This window comes from Micromonospora sp. NPDC049679 (assembly GCF_040659735.1).
Lineage (GTDB): Bacteria > Actinomycetota > Actinomycetes > Mycobacteriales > Micromonosporaceae > Micromonospora_I.
In genome coordinates this window covers 27,578-30,791 of sequence record NZ_JBFANZ010000049.1, presented here as the reverse complement: position 1 = coordinate 30,791, position 3,214 = coordinate 27,578, and the positions used below count along the sequence as shown (strand labels likewise).

The 3,214-nt window shown below is 71.6% G+C and carries 4 protein-coding genes; all 4 read right to left on the bottom strand.

Annotated features, from left to right (window positions below; all coding sequences use genetic code 11):
- Positions 1-432 (bottom strand): ATP-binding cassette domain-containing protein (locus AB0J06_RS23575; protein WP_357431387.1); only part of this gene is annotated, 432 nt, incomplete at its 3' end.
- A complete protein-coding gene (locus AB0J06_RS23570; protein WP_357431385.1) occupies positions 419-1,225 on the bottom strand; it encodes an ATP-binding cassette domain-containing protein in 807 nt (268 codons plus the stop codon). The genes AB0J06_RS23570 and AB0J06_RS23575, both read right to left, overlap by 14 nt.
- Entirely contained in the window at positions 1,222-2,250 is a 1,029-nt protein-coding gene (locus AB0J06_RS23565; RefSeq protein WP_357431383.1) for a branched-chain amino acid ABC transporter permease, read from the bottom strand. The genes AB0J06_RS23570 and AB0J06_RS23565 overlap by 4 nt, the downstream gene beginning before the upstream one ends.
- The gene (locus AB0J06_RS23560; protein ID WP_357431381.1) at positions 2,247-3,122 is read right to left on the bottom strand and encodes a branched-chain amino acid ABC transporter permease; all 876 of its coding nucleotides are present in this window, start codon (positions 3,120-3,122) and stop codon (positions 2,247-2,249) included. Before AB0J06_RS23560 ends, AB0J06_RS23565 begins: the two co-directional genes overlap by 4 nt.
- Positions 3,123-3,214: the final 92 nt, after the last annotated feature.

Below are 3,214 nucleotides of genomic sequence, written 5' to 3'. Positions count from 1 at the left end.
CAACGCCCGCCCGAGCGCCACCATCTGCTGCTGGCCGCCGGAGAGCAGCGACACCTTCTGGTGCGTCCGGTCACGCAGCACCGGAAACAGGTCCAGCACCTCGCCGATCCGCGCCCGCTCCGCGCGGTTCGCCCCGACCACCAGGTTTTCCAGCACGGTCAGCTGGGACAGCAGCCCGCGCCCCTCGTGGACGATCGCGATGCGGTGGTCGTTGACCCGCCGGTGCGTGGGCTTGGCCGAGACCTCCTCGCCGTCGACCCGCACCGATCCCTCGGTCCGGACCGCGCCGAGGATCGCCCGCAGCGTGGTGGTCTTGCCCGCACCGTTCGTGCCGACCAGCGCGACCGTCTTGCCGGGCGGGACGTACAGGTCGACCCCGAACAGGGCCTGGGTACGCCCGTACCAGCCCTTCACCGAATCAAGCGTCAGCACCGGCGGCCCTCCCGAAGTACGCGAGCTGCACCTGCCGGTCACCGAAGACCTCGGCCGGGGTGCCGTCCCGCAGGAAGGCGCCGGAGTCGAGGGCGATGACGTAGGAGCAGAGACTCTTGACCAGATCGACGTCGTGCTCGACCACGACCATGGTCGAGGGGTGGTTGTGGTGCACCCGGGTGAGCACCGAGGCCAGCTCCTGCCGGCCCTCCTGGTCCAGCCCGGCCGCCGGCTCGTCCAGCAGGATCACCGACGGCGAGGAGACCAGGACCCGGGCGACCTCGACGAGGCGGCGGCTGGCGAACGGCAGCTCGTCCACCCGACGGTGCGCCTGCCGGGTCAGGCCCAGCAGGTCGAGCACCTCGGCGGCGGCCGCGGCGTCGCGCCGAACCGCCCGCCACTGCGAAGGCAGCCCGAAGAACTGCGCGAGCGCGGACGGCTGCGGCAGCCGCTCGGTGCCGATCAGCACGTTGGTCAGCACGGATTCGCGGTCCAACAGCCGCACTGTCTGGAAGCCGCGGACCACGCCGGCCAGGGCGCGGCGACGGGCGTCGAGCGCGGTGAGGTCGGCGTGGCCGACGTGCACCGAGCCCTCGGCGATCGACGTGAACCCACTGATCGCGTTGAGCAGCGTCGTCTTGCCGGCCCCGTTCGGCCCGATCAGGCCGCTGATCTGACCGGGCGGCAGCGACACCGTCACGTCGGAGAGCGCCTGGAAGGCGCCGTACCGGACGGTGAGGCCCTCGGTCCGGACCGCCGGGGCGACGGTTTCGTGGGTGGCCGTCCGGCTCATCGCGATCCCTCCTGTCCACCGCGCGCGCCCCTGATCCGTCGCCAGAGGCCGCGGCCCAATCCGACGATCCCGTCCGGCACCAGCAGCGCCACGACCGCCAGCAGCGCGCCGCCCACGATCGGGTACAGGTTCGGCTGGCCGGCCAGCGTGAACAGCTCCGGCACCAGGACGATGTAGGCGGCGCCCAGCCAGGCGCCGAGCACGGTGCCCGCTCCCCCGATCACCACGGCGACGAACAGGTACACCGAGGCGAACAGGTCGAAGTCCGGCGGCGCGATGAATCCGACGATCGCGGCGTACAGCCAGCCGGCGACGCCGGCGTAGACGGCGCTGATCAGGAACGCAGTGATCTTCGTCCGGGCCACCGCCACCCCGACCGATTCGGCGGCCAGCTCGGTGTCGCGCACGGCGAGCATCCGGCGACCGAGCTGGGTGCGGCCCAGGTGGGCGGCGAGCAGGGTCGCGATCGCCGCCGGGACCAGCGCGATCAGGTACGCGTGCAGCGGCTCGCTGGAGTCCCAGGCGCCGATCACGATCGGGTCCACCGAGGCGCCCTGGGTGCCGCCGGTGAGGTCGGTGGTCTCCCGGATCGCCCAGGCCAGCAGTTCGCCGAAGGCCAGCGTCACCAGCGCCAACCGCAGGCCGGACAGCCGCAACGTGGGCACCGCGACGACCAGCGCGGCGAGCAGCGCCACCACGACGACCGCGCCGAGCTGCACCGCCGGGCCGTGGCCGTACGAGGAGACGATGTAGGTGGTGTAGGCGCCGACGCCCATGAACGAGGCGTGCGCCAGCGACATCTGGCCGGTGCGCCCGTACAGGATGTCCAGCCCCAGCGTGGCGACCGCGAACGCGACCACCTGCGCGGACATGAACACCCAGTAGTCGTCGAAGAGCAGCGGCGGGACGGCCGCGATCACCGCGAAGACCGCCACCCGGGTGAGGGTCCGCCGTGCGCCCGCGCCGCGTCCCGTTGCGGGCGGCTGCGCGCTGCGCCGTGGTCGGGTGATGGTGGCGTCTGTCATGCCCGCACCTCGTTCCGCTCGTTGACGAACCGCTTCGGCACCAGGGCCAGCACGACGATGATCAGTAGGAAGACCGCGGGCGTGCCGGCGCTGGCGCCGAGGATGAACACGGCCAGCGACTCGTAGACGCCGAGCGCCACGGCGACCGACAGCGGCAGCCAGAACCGATCGAGGCCGCCGATCATCCCGGCGATGAAGGCCTTGATCAGGAACGGCGTCATGTAGAAGGCGTCGACCGAGAGCCGGCTGGCGACCAGCACGGCCACGATCGCGGCGATCACGCCGGCCGCCGCCCAGGTGGCGGTCCGCAACGCCCGCACGTTCACCCCGGCCGCCTGGGCGATGCCGGCGTCCTCGGCGCTGGCCCGGAGCGACGTGCCGAGGCTGGTGCGGTTCAGCAGCAGGTACGCCCCCACGATGATCGTGACGGTCAGGCCGACCACGATGCCGTCGTTGAGGCTGACCACGACGCCGCCCAGCTCGGCGCGGCTGTCCGCGCCCAGCGAGACGAAGGTGTGCGCGTTGGCGTCGATCAGCTGCTGCATGACGGCCGTGATGAGCAGGAAAATGCCGAGGGTGACCACCAGGTCGAGGCCGGGGCGTCCCTCCGGGATCCGCCGGATCGCGGCGTAGTCGATCGCGCTGTTGACGATGACGGCGAGCAGCGCGCCGACGCCCAGCGCCAACGGCACCGGGAGGCCGTGCTCGGAGTAGAGGAACCACGCGCTGAAGGCCGCGATCATGCCGACCTGGCCGTACGCGAAGTTGATGCTCTTGCTGACCTGGAAGACGATCAGTACGCCCAGCAGGAAGAGCGCGTAGAGGCTGCCGGTGGTGATACCGCCGACGAGGATCTGACCGAGGTCACCCACGTGGACTCCTGGTCTCGTGCTGATCCGGTGGTGGGGCGGGACGTGCCCGCCCCACACGCCCCCGGCGAACAACCGCATCTACAAGATGAAGC

What these genes read in the sequence shown, in the direction of transcription:
- AB0J06_RS23570 (WP_357431385.1), bottom strand. Translation starts at nt 1,225, where the DNA reads ATGAGCCGGACGGCCACCCACGAAACCGTCGCCCCGGCGGTCCGGACC.
- AB0J06_RS23565 (WP_357431383.1), bottom strand. Translation starts at nt 2,250, where the DNA reads ATGACAGACGCCACCATCACCCGACCACGGCGCAGCGCGCAGCCGCCC.